The organism is Nioella sp. MMSF_3534, from assembly GCF_030732985.1.
Taxonomy (GTDB): Bacteria; Pseudomonadota; Alphaproteobacteria; order Rhodobacterales; family Rhodobacteraceae; genus Nioella.
The window spans coordinates 58,687-73,051 of record NZ_JASHJX010000008.1 but is presented as its reverse complement, the minus strand read 5'-3'; the positions used below and the strand labels follow the sequence as shown (position 1 = coordinate 73,051).

At 62.1% G+C, this 14,365-nt stretch carries 17 protein-coding genes; 16 read left to right on the top strand and 1 reads right to left on the bottom strand.

Features of this window, described 5'->3' with window-relative positions; translation table 11 throughout:
* Positions 1–192 precede the first annotated feature (192 nt).
* From RBB16_RS05260 to RBB16_RS05185, 16 genes are all read left to right on the top strand, one after another.
* Positions 193–2,361 carry a ParB/RepB/Spo0J family partition protein gene (locus RBB16_RS05260; RefSeq protein ID WP_306045163.1) on the top strand — a complete coding sequence of 723 codons (2,169 nt, stop codon included), beginning with the start codon at positions 193–195 and terminating at the stop codon, positions 2,359–2,361.
* A gap of 99 nt (positions 2,362–2,460) precedes the next feature.
* Positions 2,461–2,934, top strand: coding sequence for a hypothetical protein (locus RBB16_RS05255; protein WP_306045161.1), 474 nt, complete (start codon positions 2,461–2,463; stop codon positions 2,932–2,934).
* 388 nt (positions 2,935–3,322) lie between these two features.
* Positions 3,323–3,487, top strand: coding sequence for a hypothetical protein (locus RBB16_RS05250; RefSeq protein ID WP_010138195.1), 165 nt, complete (start codon positions 3,323–3,325; stop codon positions 3,485–3,487).
* A gap of 254 nt (positions 3,488–3,741) precedes the next feature.
* On the top strand, positions 3,742–4,794 hold the full coding sequence (locus tag RBB16_RS05245) for a hypothetical protein (RefSeq protein ID WP_306045160.1): 1,053 nt from the start codon (positions 3,742–3,744) through the stop codon (positions 4,792–4,794).
* A 743-nt stretch (positions 4,795–5,537) separates the two neighbouring features.
* The gene (locus tag RBB16_RS05240) at positions 5,538–5,942 is read left to right on the top strand and encodes a single-stranded DNA-binding protein (protein WP_306045159.1); all 405 of its coding nucleotides are present in this window, start codon (positions 5,538–5,540) and stop codon (positions 5,940–5,942) included.
* A gap of 441 nt (positions 5,943–6,383) precedes the next feature.
* Entirely contained in the window at positions 6,384–7,679 is a 1,296-nt protein-coding gene (locus tag RBB16_RS05235; protein ID WP_306045158.1) for a reverse transcriptase domain-containing protein, read from the top strand.
* 172 nt (positions 7,680–7,851) lie between these two features.
* Positions 7,852–9,051: a DUF932 domain-containing protein gene (locus tag RBB16_RS05230; protein WP_306045157.1), complete on the top strand. Its 1,200-nt coding sequence runs from the start codon at positions 7,852–7,854 to the stop codon at positions 9,049–9,051.
* Positions 9,052–9,176: 125 nt separating this feature from the next.
* The gene (locus RBB16_RS05225; protein ID WP_306045156.1) at positions 9,177–9,617 is read left to right on the top strand and encodes a DNA repair protein RadC; all 441 of its coding nucleotides are present in this window, start codon (positions 9,177–9,179) and stop codon (positions 9,615–9,617) included.
* 108 nt (positions 9,618–9,725) lie between these two features.
* The gene (locus RBB16_RS05220; RefSeq protein ID WP_306045155.1) at positions 9,726–10,244 is read left to right on the top strand and encodes a DNA repair protein RadC; all 519 of its coding nucleotides are present in this window, start codon (positions 9,726–9,728) and stop codon (positions 10,242–10,244) included.
* 101 nt (positions 10,245–10,345) lie between these two features.
* Positions 10,346–10,837: a DUF6878 family protein gene (locus tag RBB16_RS05215; RefSeq protein ID WP_306045154.1), complete on the top strand. Its 492-nt coding sequence runs from the start codon at positions 10,346–10,348 to the stop codon at positions 10,835–10,837.
* Positions 10,838–10,847: 10 nt separating this feature from the next.
* Positions 10,848–11,225: a hypothetical protein gene (locus RBB16_RS05210; RefSeq protein ID WP_306045153.1), complete on the top strand. Its 378-nt coding sequence runs from the start codon at positions 10,848–10,850 to the stop codon at positions 11,223–11,225.
* Position 11,226: 1 nt separating this feature from the next.
* Entirely contained in the window at positions 11,227–11,424 is a 198-nt protein-coding gene (locus RBB16_RS05205) for a hypothetical protein (RefSeq protein WP_306045152.1), read from the top strand.
* Between the two features lie 75 nt (positions 11,425–11,499).
* Positions 11,500–11,919 (top strand): hypothetical protein, encoded by a 420-nt coding sequence (locus RBB16_RS05200; RefSeq protein WP_306045151.1) that lies wholly within the window; start codon positions 11,500–11,502, stop codon positions 11,917–11,919.
* Positions 11,912–12,556 carry an antitoxin of toxin-antitoxin stability system gene (locus tag RBB16_RS05195; protein ID WP_306045150.1) on the top strand — a complete coding sequence of 215 codons (645 nt, stop codon included), beginning with the start codon at positions 11,912–11,914 and terminating at the stop codon, positions 12,554–12,556. The genes RBB16_RS05200 and RBB16_RS05195 overlap by 8 nt, the downstream gene beginning before the upstream one ends.
* Before the next feature lie 65 nt (positions 12,557–12,621).
* A complete protein-coding gene (locus tag RBB16_RS05190) occupies positions 12,622–13,023 on the top strand; it encodes an MbcA/ParS/Xre antitoxin family protein (protein ID WP_306045149.1) in 402 nt (133 codons plus the stop codon).
* Positions 13,020–13,721 carry an RES family NAD+ phosphorylase gene (locus RBB16_RS05185; protein ID WP_306045148.1) on the top strand — a complete coding sequence of 234 codons (702 nt, stop codon included), beginning with the start codon at positions 13,020–13,022 and terminating at the stop codon, positions 13,719–13,721. The genes RBB16_RS05190 and RBB16_RS05185 overlap by 4 nt, the downstream gene beginning before the upstream one ends.
* A 237-nt stretch (positions 13,722–13,958) precedes the next feature.
* Here RBB16_RS05185 and RBB16_RS05180 read toward each other — a convergent pair whose 3' ends face one another.
* On the bottom strand, positions 13,959–14,255 hold the full coding sequence (locus RBB16_RS05180) for a hypothetical protein (protein WP_306045147.1): 297 nt from the start codon (positions 14,253–14,255) through the stop codon (positions 13,959–13,961).
* Positions 14,256–14,365: the final 110 nt, after the last annotated feature.

Genomic DNA, 14,365 nt, shown 5'->3' with positions numbered 1-14,365 from the left:
GGTTTCGATTCAGATCGGTGATGGTCGAAAATATGATGCCTGCTTTCCCGTTGATCACAGTCCAGCTGCCCATCCGGTGGTTCACTGCGAAACTCTAGGACGGTCGGGAGAGGGAAAGGTTTGTTGGTTTGAGGGTTGACGGGAAGTGAGATCGGGAGAGTGGCTTCCGGCGCCCGTCGTGGAGAAGATCTGATGGCGAAATCTGCCCAGAAAGTCACCCTGTCCCCGTCCCGGGACATTCCCTTCGACAAGCTCGTGCTAAGCCAGTCCAACGTCCGGCGCATCAAGGCCGGCATCTCGGTCGAGGAACTGGCCGAAGACATCGCCCGCCGCGGGATGCTGCAGAGCCTGAGCGTCCGGCCCGTTCTGGCGGACGATGGGTCCGAGACCGGCAAGTTCGAAATCCCCGCTGGCGGCCGACGCTTTCAGGCTCTGTCGCTGCTGGTGAAGCAGAAGCGCCTGGCCAAGACGACACCCATTCCCTGCATCGTGCGGGATGCCACGTCCGCGATCCTCGCTGAGGATGACTCGCTCGCTGAGAACATGCAGCGCGCTGCCCTGCACCCGCTCGATCAGTTCCGCGCATTCGTTGCGCTGCGGGAGAAGGGTCAAGGCGATGAAGAGATCGCGGCCGCCTTCTTCGTCACGTCGCAGGTGGTCAAACAACGCCTGAAACTCGCCGCCGTGGCCCCTGCCCTGCTCGAGCTCTACGCCGAGGACGAAATGACGCTGGAGCAGCTGATGGCCTTCACGGTCAATCCGGATCATGAGCGCCAGATCCAAGTCTGGGATGCGATCAAGTCGTCCTGGAACAAGGAGCCTTATCAGATCCGACGCATGCTGACGGAAACTTCGGTGCGGGCCTCCGATCTTCGTGCCGTTTTTGTCGGCGTCGAGGCCTATGAGGCTGCTGGTGGCACCATGTTGCATGACCTCTTCCAAGGCGATGACGGCGGCTGGCTGGAAGACCCTGCCCTTCTCGATCGTCTGGTCAGCGAGAAGCTTCAGGCTGAAGCCGAAGCGATCGCGACCGAAGGTTGGAAATGGATCGAGGTCTCGCTCGACCTGCCCTATGGCTACAGCCACGGTTTGCGGCGGCTGAGCGGAGATCCGGCGCCGATGACGGATGACGAAGGCGCGGCCCATGCTAAGCTGCTTGCCGAGTACCGGGCGCTCGAAGAGGAATACGAGGGCCAGGATGAGTTCCCCGAAGAAGCCGACGCGCGTCTTGGCGAATTGGAAGTCTCGATGGAGAAGCTCGAGGCCCGGCCGCTGATCTTCGACGGTGAGGAGATAGCGCGGGCAGGGGCTTTCGTGACGCTTGATCGCTATGGCGAGCTTACCGTCTATCGCGGCTTCGTGCGGCCCGAGGATGAGCTTCGGGAAGATGCCGACGTCCACAGCGGTGAACAGGCGGCAGACGGGCAGGGCGCTGAGCTTTCAGCGGCGAGCAGCGCGGATGGTGTCGGCCATGGCACGGTGATCACCTCTGCTGGTCAGGCGCTTGGCGCCAACGTCCCCGACGACGAGGACGACAGAGCCGTGAAGCCCTTGCCTGAGCGGCTGGTCATGGAGTTGACGGCGCACCGGACACTGGCACTGCGGGAAGCTGTCGGGCGCTCACCTGACGTCGCGTTGACGCTGCTGCTCCTGAAGCTCGTCAATGACACCTTCCGGACGTCCAGTTCGGCCGGCAGCTGCCTCGAGGCCTCGGTGCGTCACGTCTATATGTCGGCGCAGGCGAGCGATCTGAAGGACAGCGTGGTGGCCAAGCTGGTTGACGATCGTCATGCGGAGTGGGAGGCCGACCTGCCGCTCGGCGACGATGCCGCTCTCTGGGATTACCTGGCTTCCCTCGATCAAGGGAGCCGGCTTTCGCTGCTCGCGCATTGCCTCAGCTTCGGGATCAACGCGCTCCATGAGAAGGTGAACCCCTATGGTACCGGTATCTCCGCCAGCGGCTTGACCAAGCGGATGACCCAGTCCGACTTGGTCGCACAGGCGGTCGAACTCGACATGGTCGAGGCGGGTTGGGAGCCGACGGCCGATACCTACCTGAACCGCGTGCCCAAGGCACGGATCCTCGAGGCCGTGTGCGAGGCAAAGGGGGAGGGGACGGCGCAACTCCTCGATCACTTGAAGAAGGGCGAGATGGCGACCGAAGCCGAGCGTCTGCTGAAAGGTAGCGGCTGGTTGCCGGAGGTTCTTCGCCGTCACGACTTGGTAGCACTCGACGGTGCGGAAGGGCAGGGGGCGTCTGAACCCGTTTCCGACGCCGGCCAGGCCGAGGATGTCGACCTTCCCGCCTTCCTCACCGCTGACCTGCCGGGTGATGATGCATCGATGATGGCTGCGGAGTGATCCGCGCCATCCGAGGGCGGGGAAACCCGCCCTCAATTAAATAAAATATAACAATATCAATAAGATGAATGCGAAATCGCGCATTCAGGATGAGGAATCATGTCTGCAACGACCATTCTCGACACCGCGCCCCTGGGGGCGCTCATTCGCTACACCGACAACAGTCCGAAACCGCCCGCGCGGTTCACAAAGAAGCTCGCGGCCTGGGAGCGCTCGAACGGCGTTGGCCGTCTTGTCAAGAAGGAGCCACCGCGACCCTATCCGACCTGGACTGCGCCGGCGTCGTTCACGCTGCACGAGGGGAATTTCTCTTCGGACGGGGTCATTCTCGTGACGATCATGCGAACGCATTCGGCTGACAGCGCCTTGACCTTCGATGTCGCTGAGGAACCACAGCCCGGGCAGGTGCGTGTTCTGCTGGATTTCGGCGGTTGCACGGAGCTGCTCCACCTGGCCGAGTCTGTCACGGCTGCCGAACTCTGGATCGCCAAAGAAGGCTATCGCAACGCGCGGCTGGAGATCGTCGGCAGCGAGGATGGCGATAGGGCAGGGGGCGCGGAGCTTGCCGCCTGAACCCATGTAGAACCCAAGGGGCCCGCCAAAGCGCGGGCCTCTCACCCATCACGACCCTTTCCCGCGAAATCGCGGGGCACCATAGGATCCAATCCAACACGGAATGACGTATTCATTGAAAAGCCTGCCCGGGAGGCTGGCAGCGATAGCATCAGCGGAACATACGGCTCCAGTCAGCGGTCGCACCATCCCCCGCTCGCCATTCCCTTCCTTGCCCCGAATCCCGTCTTCGAGATCAACCCGCGAGGGGTCGGACTACGGGCGAGCCCGTGCCGCCGGGTGGATTCGGACGAGCCGAACGCACCCGGTGATGTCAGCCAGTCTTCGGGCCTGCGGGGTCCTGTCGCGCGGGGGATGGTCCTCCGCCTCCAAGACAGGAGCCAAACAGATGTCCCGCAAAGATGCTCACGCCTTCGCCGCCTCTCTCGCCGCCACGCTCATGGTCTCGATCGTCGTCTTCCAGGCCGGTGATGGAACCTATGGCGCCGTCCCCGCCGATGAAATCGACGGCGACGAAGTTCAGGTGGTGGGTGAGATCGATCCGTGGGCGTGAAACCCACGGGGTCGAAGACGGCTCGGGTTCGGAGCAAGGCACCGATCCGGGCCTTTCGCCTGTCCACCGTTTCGGCCGACCGGCAAAATGAGCCGACAATGGTCGGCATGCCTTTGCATTAAGAGATCATGCTCGAGCGTCAGCCAATCTGGCTTTGCCCAGACATCAGCGGTCAATTGCAGTGCAATGAATGCAGCTTGAACATCGTCAGGGTTCGTCGGAAACTGCGTTGTATTTGGTTCAGGTTACGTCGCATGCTCTACAAATCATTGATTTCTTTATACGGTTCATCGCTTGCGGGTAAATCGGCTCCTGCTGACGACCTGGTTTGGCACTTTACGCCGTCCGAGGATCTGAGGCTTTTTCGCGAGTATGCGCTCGATGCCCTGCAGCAGGCGAAAGTGTACCTGCTCGACCATATGGCTGCAGCCTATGCCGATACGCTTCATGACGCAGTCGCCAAGCAGGCTTCGGAAACCGGTCTTCCCGCAATGGCCATTCTGGGTGAGGTAAAGCTCCCCGCCGACGTTGTTTGGGTCGAATTTGATGATCGAGAGCTGGGTGTCGCGCGCTTTGAACGGGCTTCACCTGTAACGAGACATGACGACAAACCCATAGGCACTGGTCTACGCGGCTATCTCATCGATGATCGAAACAAGGGTCACTTGCGCATCACGATGTTCCATCGCCGCGAGAATTCGCGGGTCGTCGACCCAATCTGCGCTTTGCTTGTGAAGCGAACTCCGACAGGCGATTTGAACTACGACAACGTCGAAGTCGAATTGAGCCGTTCCATGGTCGATTTTCGTGTGCGGAGCGGTGATACGAAGGAAATGCTCAACGGTCGGCGCACGGTGCACCAAGTTGAAACAGGTTACGATCTTTTCATCCCCTACGCGCTCTTTGCGATGCTGGTTTCCCAGGACTTGGGTGGCATCATTCCCACGGAAAACGAGACGTTCACAGCCAAGGATGCAAAGACTGCTCGAAAGTTCGGGAAGTCCTGGGTTCTAGGCGCGCAGAAATCCCATTTTACAATCCGCATTGGTCCGCAGGCCGCGGCTCACATGCAGGAGCGGCAGGCTCGCCTTGAGTTCGAGCGTGAGGTCCAGGACGGGCGAAGCGGCCCTGTTCGCCATTGGGTGAGCGAACATGAGCGTCGCTATCGCAGCGGTAAGGTTGTGTTGGTGAAGGGGCACCACAGAGGGCAATTGCCTGCGCCTAATCTGCCAACGCGTGTGATGGGACCAAAACCCGAGGCAACGATTTTCGAGTTGGACGCAGTTGATCCGTCCAACCCAGACTGAACCCGGAGTTTTCCGCGCGGTCATGTCGACGGCCGTCAATCTATCGCCGCCACATCGACGAACAGCCGTAGTGACCGGGCTAGGTCGGCGCCAAAAGCTCAGGGCGCCGGAAATCCGACGATACCGGCACACATGCGGTTTCCATTCCCCCCGATCAGTTCGGCCAGGAAGTGGTCCATACCGTGGCGATGGCTTCCGCCTTGGTGCAACCTTTGGCCATCTGCCAATCCAAGACCGTGGAGAATGCCCCGGCGACTTCCTTCTGCATTTTCTGTACGCGTTGAGCGACAACGTCCCGAGATCGCAATAAGTTATTGGGTGCGGTTCGTGTCCTGAGTATTCCGGTATCGATAGCCCGTCGCGGCAAGGCCATTCATTTCCAAGTAGGGAAGGGCAGGGGGCAAGAGCCCGTGATCGACAGTTGCGCCGCTGGTGGGGTGCTGGGCTTTGGGTCAAACAGTCCCGATTGGCAAGCGGACATGGTCTGGCATGGGCTCCCCGCATCTCTCTGTCTCCTGGGCCATCCCTTCGACTGGCAATCCCCTAATCCCGTTCGGTCTCCTGCGCGCAACCCCGCGTCAGTCCGGGCCGTGTTGGCCGCCTTTGGCGGCCTGCCCGCTCCACCCCGGTCCTCTGGGGGTGTCCGGTGTCCATGCTGTCCACCGTGCACGCGTCACCCGACGGGCTTTTTCAGGGTCTTGTCGAAGGGACGGTCCCGAAGACAGGAAACACAGGAGCTTATCATGCAGAACATCGTCATCCTCGCCGGCAACATCGGTCAGACCCCCGAAGTCCGCACCACCCAGAGCGGCACCAAGATCACCAACTTCAGCCTCGCCACCTCGCGTCCCCGCCTCTCGGAAGGCCGTGTGATGCGCGACGAGAACGGCTACCGGGTCATGGACACCGAATGGCACCGCATCACCTGCTTCAACGGTCTCGGCAAGACGGTCGCTGAGCATTGCGAAAAGGGCATGAAGGTCCTCGTCCACGGCCGCATCCACTACACCAAGTGGATCGATAGCATGGGGAACGACCGCTACGGCTGCGAGATCATCGCCGAAAAGGTCGACTTCCTGAGCCGCCCGAAGTCGACCAAGAACGAAAACCCCGAGCTGGTCGACCGCGACGATGAGATCCCGTTCTGAGGAACGGGGTCTCCCCCTCGGGCCCGGCGGGGAAGCTTGCCGGGTTTTCCAACTGCTGACACCAACGCTGATTGGCAAAATTGTTTTTTCGCAACCTTGAATTGCCGACACTCGCTCACCAAATCGTTATTGCCCGCGGGAAATGGCCCACGGGTTTGGCCGTTGAACTTGTCAACTTCTTTATGGTGACCTGGCAGCACGATGCCGAACAGCATCGCCGCGACCAGAGCCAGACTGAATGAGACACTGAGCATAGCTCGGACCTCCACGGTTACATTATACCACCTCGCGTTTCGAGACCCGTGTCTGCGAGGCGTTCGGAAGTGAGACGCTGAACGTATACGCTGACAGAAGGTGGCGTGCGTTCGGGGGACGCCCGGCCTAACAAACCGGAGCCCAGGGTCAGGGCCAGTCCTCCGAACTCTGCGACAAGGAGGCTGAATGCCGCTCGATTGGTTTAAGTCTAGAGGCTACCGCCATTTCGATCTTCCCGTTGGCGAGAAGTTCGCTGGCAAGGCAATGGACCCGGACTTCGTGCTCAAGCACTCCTTCCTCCCACTCCTGCACTACACGAAATCCGAGAAACGCTACAAGAAGTGCCCGAAGACAGGGAAGCGGACGATCACTTCGAAGGACCGCCCGATCAAATACGCATCGCACCGGGACGCCTGTATACTTTCGTTCCACGCCAGCGAGATGAATAAGTTGCTGGACGCCCATTATAACGCCGCGGGCCTCTCCGATAGCGTTTTGGCCTATCGTGCACTCGGGCGTAGTAACTACGATTTCTCGGCGGAAGTGCTTGCGTTTGCCAAGACCCATGCCCCCGTCACGATACTGGCGTTCGACGTCAGCAGCTTCTTCGACAACCTTGACCACACGCTCCTGAAACGCCGCCTAAAGGCAGTGCTGGGCGTAACCTCGCTGCCCGAACACTGGATGCGCGTGTTTCGGGCGATCACCGCGTTCCACTATGTTGATATGGAAGAGCTTAAGGCGAACGCCACGTTCTCCTCCCGGCTCAAGGAGAAAAGCCGCGACCGGATCGCCAGTGTCGAAGAGCTCAAGGCCAATGGCATCAAGTTTCACCCCAACCCCGAACTGGCAAAGGGGCATCGGCGAGGCATCCCTCAGGGCACCCCCATCAGCGCAGCAGCTTCGAACCTGTACATGATTGATTTCGACGCGGCAGCGCACGCTTTCTGCGACAGCATCGGTGCTTTGTATCGCCGCTATTCGGACGACATCTTGGTGATCTGCGCCCCTGCTCACGCCGCAGCAGCCGAAGCCAAAACCATGGATCTCATCAAGGCAGAGAAGCTGGATATCTCTCCCCACAAGACCGAAAGGACCGAGTTCACGGGTACGGGCGTCGTAGCGGGAAAAGCAGCACAATACCTAGGCTTCTCGCTCCACGAAGAGGGGCCAGCCATTCGAGAAAGCTCCCTCGCTCGGCAGTGGCGAAAGATGCGAAGGGCGATGCGCCGAACCCGCAAGATCGCGGAGAGAAACATCGCATCTGGAAAATCGACTAAGGCACACACCAAACGCCTGTATCGCCGTTTCACCCACCTGAAGGTGCGTGACGACGAAGGTGTTCGGATCGTACGCAACTTTTCTTCCTATGGGCGGCGCAGCGCCTCCGCATTCGGCGATGACGAAAAGATCACTCAGCAGATCAGGCGGTTTGAACGTGCCGCGCTCCGTGAGATCCAGGAACTCAAGAAGATCAAATAGACTTGCTCCTCCGCATGTTGGACCCGATTGCGTTTTCCCGATAGTGCATTGACATCGACGCGGAAGTTAACGCGGCGGAGCCGGCCTCCGAGAGTGAGAGGAGTGCCGGTTTCCCGGTGACGGGTTGAGGGCTGGGAGAGTGGCTCCCGGCGCCTGTCGCGGGAGATAGCCGATGGGCGTTGTGGAAGTTATGGATCCGGTTCAGCCGGCGCGGGCCGGTGGCTGGAAAGTGGATGTGAGCCGGGGCGAGCGGAACGGGCGGGTGTCGTCCGAATGGTTTAACCGGCCCGATGACGAGCGGTACCTGTCGCTCGACGATCTCTGGGCCAATGTGAAGGGTCGCTCTGAGCGCAGCCGCAGCCGGGTGGTGCAAACCGCCGACATCCGTGTCGAGGCTGCGCGCGACAGTGCAGAGCGGCTGCACTTGGTTCTTCCGAAAGCGCATGAGCCGGTCGCGCCCACGCACTGGGCCTTCGGCCAGCTTGCGAGCATTGTCGGCGCGCCGGCCTCCTACCTGCGGCAGTTGCCCGCGCCGCTGGCGGGGATCAACCTGCAATACGGTTTGACCAACCACCGCGCCGAGCAGGTGAAGACCTTCGAGACGGAGGATGGCCGGACCGAACTGCGCGCCGTGACCGGTCCCGACTACGGCCGCATCCATGACCATGAACTGGTCGAGGCAGTGCAGCGTATCGCGGGCAATGGCACGGGCGATACGCGCTGGAAGGTGCCGGGTGTGCTGGATTGGTCCACCGGGGTCTACAACCCCGATGTCGAGATCAGCCGCGACACGACCACGCTCTATGCCTCGGACCGCGACGTCTTCCTGTTCCTTGTCGACGATCACAACCCGATCGAAGCGGGCAAGCTGCCGGATGGCTCGCCCGATCTCTACTTCCGGGGTTTCTACTGCTGGAACTCCGAGGTGGGGGCAAAGACGCTTGGCATGGCGAGCTTCTACCTGCGTGCCGTGTGCCAGAACCGCAACCTCTGGGGCGTCGAGGAATTTCAGGAGATCCGGATTCGGCATTCGAAATACGCGGCCTCCCGCTTTGCACATGAGGCGGCCCCGGCGCTGACGCGGTTTGCCAACTCCTCGCCGCAGGGCTTCGTGAACGGCATCAAGGCTGCGCGACAACAGATCGTGGCGCGCAGCGACGAGGATCGTGCGGATTTCCTGAGGAAGCGCGGCTTCTCGAAGGCCGAATCCGGCAAGATTATCGAAAAGGTGCTGATGGAAGAGGGCCGCCCGCCCGAGAGCATCTTCGATTTCGTACAGGGGATCACGCGGCTTGCGCGCGACAAGACCCAGCAGGATGCCCGCCTCGACATGGAAGGGCGCGCCAAGAGGCTCCTCGACCGGGTCGGCTGACGCGGACCTCGACACAGCGACCGCATGCATTCGCGGCGGTCGCGCACTTCCCTTCAACAAGCACGCCACTGGCCCCGCCCCGAAAGGGTAGGGGGCCTCGGCGCATGCCAGTCAGCGAGACGCCCATGACTCCCCAGGAAGAAACCATCGTCTTCGAAGCCCGCGACATTCTTGGCCGATACCTCAGCCAGAATCCGGTCATCGGCAGTTGGCAGGCGCTGATGGACTACTGCGCGTTCAGCGTCAGAGGGCCCATCGAGCGCTTCCACGTGCTCTACCTCGATCGCAAGAACCGCATCATCTCCGATGAGCTTCTCTCGACCGGCACGGTTGACCATGTCTCGGTCTATCCGCGCGAGGTGATCAAGCGGGCGCTGATGCTGAACGCCAGTGCCCTGATCCTGATCCACAACCATCCATCGGGCGATCCGACGCCGTCGGAGGCCGATCTCAGCATGACCAAGGAGATCCAGAAGGGGTGCAAATATCTCGGTTTGACGCTGCACGACCACATCATCGTCGGGGCCGGAACGGAGCTGAGCTTGCGGGCGCTCGGCAAGCTCTGACGCTGCCGCCAGACCCATCACCGTCGCCCCTTCGAGGAAGAGGGCGGCGGTTCGGTCTTTGACGGTGAAGCGGGGAGAGAGGCTTCCCGCGCCGTCGGAGATCCCCCCATGTTCGATCTGCACGTGCCCATCCACCCGACCGTCTACGCGCGGGGCATCCCGCCGCGTTTTCCCTTGGGCGACACCGATCCCGATCATCCCTTCGCCCTGACACTGTCGCGCCGCGCACCGGCTGAACTCATGTCGGGCCGGGCCGCCCCGTTGGTCCTCGCTCGCTTCGCGACGCTGGCGGAGGCCATGCGGGGCGCGATCGACCATGCCGAGGGGATGGCCCCGGATGCCACGCCCCAGTTTCTGGCAATCCTCGATCGCGACGAGCGCCTTGTACTGGCCGGGGCCGCTAGCGACAGCGCCGTCGCATGGTGCCACCCGGTGACGAGCGGGGTCGAGGCGCGGGGCGTCGTGACCGAGGCAAGCCAGCTGCGCGCGCAGGCGGGCCGCGCGTCCGCCTGGGGCAAGTCCGATCTGGCGGCTCATTTGCGCCACCGCGCCGATCTTCTGGACGGGCGTCTCGTCGACCCGCTCTGGCGCGCCTTCGCCGCCCGGGCGCTGCAGGTCGCTGCGTGAGGCCCGAGAGGCAGAGAAGGGCAGGGGGGATTTGGAGCTTGTCCGGGGGAGAGAGATCGCCCGGACCGGCTCCGATCCCTTTCCCCTACAGGAGACATCCGATGACCCTGAATGAACCCACCCTCGCGCCGCCGATGGCCCCCACGACCGTCGATATGGGCCAGATCTTCGCGGCGCATGCCGCGCGTGCCGCTCGGATCGAAGCGCTGCGCCCCGGCAACAAGGATCGCCTGTTTGACGGCCTCACAGCCGCCGGCATCACCCATGTCACCGTGACCTTCGATGGGGCCGGCGACAGCGGCCAGATCGAAAGCATCGGCGCTTGGTCGGGCGAGAATCCCGTCGATTTCCCCGCGACCGAGATCGCCTATGCGGCGCTCACCTGGGACGACCCCGAGGTCGAGATGCGGCAGCTCTCGCTGGAAGATGTCGTTGAGCAGCTGGCCTACGACTTACTCTCCGACACTCATGGCGGTTGGGAGAACAACGATGGCGCCTGGGGCGAGTTCTGCTTCGACGCCGCGGCTCGCTGCATACATCTCGAGTTCAACGAACGCTTCACGTCGTCCGAACTCTACACCCACGAATTCTGAGGGGGTGTCGATGGCACATCCCTACCACCATGCCCTGTCCTCGGTAAAGAAATGGGGCGGCACGGTCGAGGATACGTTGGCCCTACATGCTTGGTTTGACGCATCGAAATCCATAACTGCGGACTTTCGGCACCGCGCGCTGCGCCACCATGCCGAGGGCATCTTCATGGCCGAGACGATCTTCGGGCAGATTCTCACGCTCTCGACCGGGCGCATCATCCCGACCCGCTGGATCGGCGAACAGCATGTGAAGGAAGACCTCGGCTTCATCCCGAGCTTCGCCGATTGGGTGAAGGCGATCCGGCCCGAGCCGTGGATGGGCCGGACCGCGCGGATCGAGGCGCTGGTCGATCCGCATCTCGCCTCGTCCGTGGTCGAGGTCGCCTGAGATGACCGATCCGGCCTATCAGCGCCTCGGCCTTCCTTTGACGGCTTCGCCCTTCGCCGTCCTGCGGGCAGCGGTCCGGGCGCTGCACCCCGACACGCGCGCCGTGCGCGGCTTCCGGGCTGCGCGCAAGCGCTTCTACCGGCAAATGCTCTGCGCGCATGCCGCGCGACAAGCGACGGGCGACAGTCCCACCGGCTGATCGCCCCCAACCACCCCTTCATTCCAACACAACGCCTGGCCGCCCAGCCGGGTTTTTCCCATTCAGGAGGTCCCCATGGCGGATTACTTCACCCATTTCTCGTGCCTGCTCGACGTTGGCACCCCCGACAAGGCAGCCCACGCGCTCGTGCTGTTCCAGGAACTCTGCGCTGCGGATCAAGACGCCGACGACCCGGGGGTCGCAGGCTTCGACATCGCGCGCCAGGACGCGCCCGAGGGCAGCGCCCTCTGGATCCATGACGGCGAGTACGGCGATGTCGAGGCGGTCATCCGCTTCGTGCTGCGCCTGGCAGACGACCTCGACCTTACCGGCCTCTGGGGGTTCCAGTATGCCCTGACCTGCTCCCGGCCGCGCCTCGACGCCTTCGGCGGTGGCGCGCATGTCATTGATCTCGGCGCACGCAAATCCTTCGGCTGGAACAGCAGCCAGGAATGGCTGGCCGCCGCGCTGAATGGGGAGGGCGTCGATGCCTGAGCTCATCTGCACCACCGTCTACCAGTTCCCCGAACTCTCGGAGGCCGCCAAGGACAAGGCGCGCAGCTGGTATCGCGAGTTTGGCCCCCATGACGGTTGGTGGGACGCGGTCTACGAGGATTTTGAGCGGGTCTGCGAAATCCTCGGCATCCGCTTGAAGACCACGCCCGTGCGTCTGATGGGCGGCGGGACGCGGGCCAAGCCCTGCATCTGGTTCTCCGGCTTCTGGAGCCAGGGGGATGGGGCGTCGTTCGAGGGCTACTGGTCCCACGCCAAGGGCGGGGCCACGCGCATCCGGGACTACGCTCCGACCGACGCGACGCTGCACGCAGTCGCCGACCGGCTCCAGGCCATCCAGCGGCGGAACTTCTACCAGCTTGCCGCCGAGGTCAGCCATCGGGGCCGCTACTACCACGAATACACCATGTCGGTGGACGTCACCCGCGACAGCCCGAGGTGGCAGCCGCCCACGGAGGATGCGGAAGATATCGTGACCGAGGCGCTCCGCGATCTGGCCCGCTGGCTCTACCGGCAGCTTGAGGCTGAATTCAACCATCTGACCTCGGACGAGGCCATCGAGGAGGGGATCATCGTCAACGCGTATACGTTCACGGAAGGAGGGCGGCGGTTCGGGTAACAGTGATCAAAGCGTAAGGTTCATTTGATCTTTACAGTAAGTCCATATGGACTATATTGAGGCCAATGGAGGACGCCATGTACGTTGCAGAGAAAATCCGGGAACCCGCACAGATCAACGCCGTCGCGTTGAAAGCTTATGCACGCGTAGCCGATGCTTGGGGTCTCAGTCTCAAGGAAGCAGCTGGCCTTGCCGACATGTCAGAGAGCACGTGGAAGCGCGCCAAGAAGCCGGATTTCGCCGGAGAGCTCACCAAGGACCAACTGCTGCGGCTCAGCGCTGTAATTGGCATCTTCAAGTCGCTCGAACTCTACTTCTCGGAGCCTCTGGCAAAAAGCTGGTTCACCCGACCGAACAAGGGGCCGCTCTTTGGTGGAAGCCGACCAGTCGACACCGCCATCGACGGGGGTTTGCCGCAGATCCTCGCGGTTCGGACCTATCTTGATGCGTTGCGTGGTGGGGAATGAAGCAGACCGAGATTTCCGATCGCGGTCTCGTTCGTCTCCTGCCCGCCACTTACCACAAGCCACCATCGCTGCGCGGTCTCGTCGATACGGATGACGAGATGGAGATCTTGGCAGAGATCGAGGGCCTGACCAGTGGACGTCTACAGGCCGAACGCGGGCACAACCCGCATCTGGACCCGCGCGAACTCGCTTGGCAACGCCGCAGCCGCGATCTGCGCATCTATGGGGACAGTCACGTCAACGCAGCCTTCACTTACACCCGCGCCGGCGGAAATCGCTTCAACGCCGAGGAGCGCGGCGCGTGGTACTGCGCATGGGACGTGATGGTTTCTGTCAGCGAAGTGGCCTGGCACCGCACACGCGAACTCGGCTTTGCCGGCAGCTTCCACGACAGCGCTCGCTATGTGGAATTGCTGGCCGACTTCATCGGCGTCTTCGACGACATGACCGATGAGGCAGGTCATCCGGCGCTGCATCCGGATCCGGCTGTCGGGTATCCCGAGGGCCAAAGCCTGGCACAACATCTGCGTCGGGGTGGATCCAAGGGCCTGATTTACCCTTCGGTCCGGGCTCCTGCACCGGGCGGTAATTGCCTTGTCTGCTTCGAGCCCCACGCAATTCAGAACGTTCGTCCGGGCGCGTCTTGGGATCTCGTGTGGGATGGGACACCGCACTACTCGATTGCGGCCGTCGGCTGACAAGTTACGTCGGCTGACAAGTTACAGCGCATGCGCCTTTGGGGGTCCGAAGAAATGAAACAGGCAAACGACAACAGCGCGGACGTCACGAACTTGAAGCCATGTGACCATCAGCCGTTCTTTGAGGCGTTGGACTGTCCGCCCCCACCGACCGACACACTACGAACAGCGTTTCGTAGGCGGAGGGAAACTCTGGTGGATTCTTGCGCCGACAAGCCATCCACTAGCTGACAACCGTCACTTGTTCCCGTCGATCCACTTCGACATGAGCCCCTTGTCGCGGAAGCATTCGTCCGGAACGGCGCGCCTTTTGATCCGGGCGAGCTTCTCCGCGAAGGCCACCTGCCTGGAGGTGGGCAGCCGGTCCATGTCCGATACCGGCTTCAGCCGGGCCTGAGCCTCGATCCAAGCGCTCAAAGATCGCCGGTCTTGCTGAACTTCCCAGGGCAGGAGCGTCCGATTGCGCAGGGCGAGCGACCGCGCATAGGCAATCTGCTTGGGCGTCGCGGGCAGGGCGTGCGTGGTGCTTTCCACGGTGGAACCCCCTTTCTGGCTTGGTTCTGAATATAGAACATAACGGGAACAAAATCAAGCAAAGCATCGGGAACGCCTTGGTGCGAGAGGGAGAGAGGGGCCGGGAAAGA